This window comes from Paraburkholderia madseniana, from assembly GCF_009690905.1.
Lineage (GTDB): Bacteria > Pseudomonadota > Gammaproteobacteria > Burkholderiales > Burkholderiaceae > Paraburkholderia > Paraburkholderia madseniana.
Map to the genome: position 1 here is coordinate 1 of NZ_VOSW01000266.1, position 1,516 is coordinate 1,516.

At 60.8% G+C, this 1,516-nt stretch carries 1 protein-coding gene; it reads left to right on the top strand.

Annotated features, from left to right (window positions below):
* The first annotated feature begins 102 nt into the window (after nt 1-102).
* Nucleotides 103-1,512 carry an IS66 family transposase gene (gene tnpC, locus FSO04_RS45725; RefSeq protein WP_166618403.1) on the top strand — a complete coding sequence of 470 codons (1,410 nt, stop codon included), beginning with the start codon at nt 103-105 and terminating at the stop codon, nt 1,510-1,512.
* The last annotated feature ends 4 nt before the right edge of the window (nt 1,513-1,516 follow it).

The following is a 1,516-nucleotide window of genomic DNA, read 5'->3' on the forward strand; positions in this document are numbered from 1 at the left end:
GTTGCCCCTGTGCGGGGCGGCACTTACTTTCTTTGCCGCCGCGTAACTATTCAGCGCTTGTAAACTGCCACCAGGCTGTGCATAGTGAAGGACATGACGAAGATGCCCGATTTCAAGGACCTGACGCACGAACAGAAGGACGCGCTCATCGTTGATCTGGTGAAGCGTCTGAACGCGCTGGAAGCGAAACTCGAGAAGAACAGTCGTAACTCCAGCAAGCCGCCCTCAAGCGATGGACCCGGGCGCAAGCCGAAGTCTTTGCGCGGCACGAGCGGTGCGAAGCCTGGCGCGCAGCCAGGGCATAAGGGCAAGACGCTCAAACGGGTGGCGCACCCCGATAACATCGAGATTCATCCGGTGGCACCGGTGTGCGATGCCTGTGGCCAGCAGATCGAATCCAGCCGCATCACGGTGTTGCCCGAAGGACGTCAGGTCATCGATCTGCCGCCCACGCGCTTCAATGTGACAGAACATCGCGTGCAGATTGCGCAGTGCACCTGCGGCAAGCGTCATTTGGGTGTGTTTCCCGAAAGCGTAAGCCAGGCGGTGCAGTACGGCTCCCAGATCCGCGCGGCGGCCGTCTATCTGACGCAGTACCAACAGTTGCCAGTGGCGCGAACGGCCCAGGCACTCGGGGACCTGTTCGGTGTGCATGTGAGTACGGGCACGGTGCAGCAGAGTATCGATGAGGCTGCCCGCCTGCTGGCCCCCGCAGTTAAACAGATCAGCGAAGCGCTACGCGAGCAGCCCGTGGTGCATTTCGATGAGAGTTCCATGCGCGTCGGACGTATGCCCCACTGGCTGCATCTCGCCTCGACGCGTACGTTGAGCTGGTATGGCGCACATCGCAAGCGCGGTAGCGAGGCACTGGACAGCTTCGGCATTCTGCCCGGGTTTAAGGGCGTCGCGGTGCATGACGGCTGGAGGCCGTACGCAGCCTATGAGTGTGAACATGCGCTGTGCAATGCGCACCATCTTCGCGAACTGGTGTTCGTCGTGGAGTCGACGCAGCAACCCTGGGCCCAGCAGATGATCGATCTGCTTTGCCAGGCCAAGCGCGAAGTCGACCTCAGTGTGGCCTCCGGCAACATGGCACTGGATCAATTGCGTCAGCGCTATTACAGGCGACGCAGCCGGACACTGATTGCCCAGGCGCGCAAACTTAATCCAACCCAGGCTCGCGCGCCCACTCGCGTGGAACTGCGCGGCAGAATCAGACAAAGCTTTACCTACAACCTGGTCCGGCGCCTGCAGATGCAGGCGACCGAGGTGTGGCGCTTCATTGCCGATCACCGGGTACCGTTTGACAACAACCAGGCCGAACGCGATATCCGCATGCCCAAGCTCAAACAGAAAATCTCGGGGTGTTTCCGTGCGGTATCAGGCATGGAGGCGTTCTGCACGATCCGCTCCTACCTTGCCAGTCTGCGCAAACAGAACCGTTCGCTGATCGACGCGCTGGCTTTGGGCTTCGCCGGGTTCGTCGTTTCGCCGCTTCCGGCTGCTGAATAGTTAC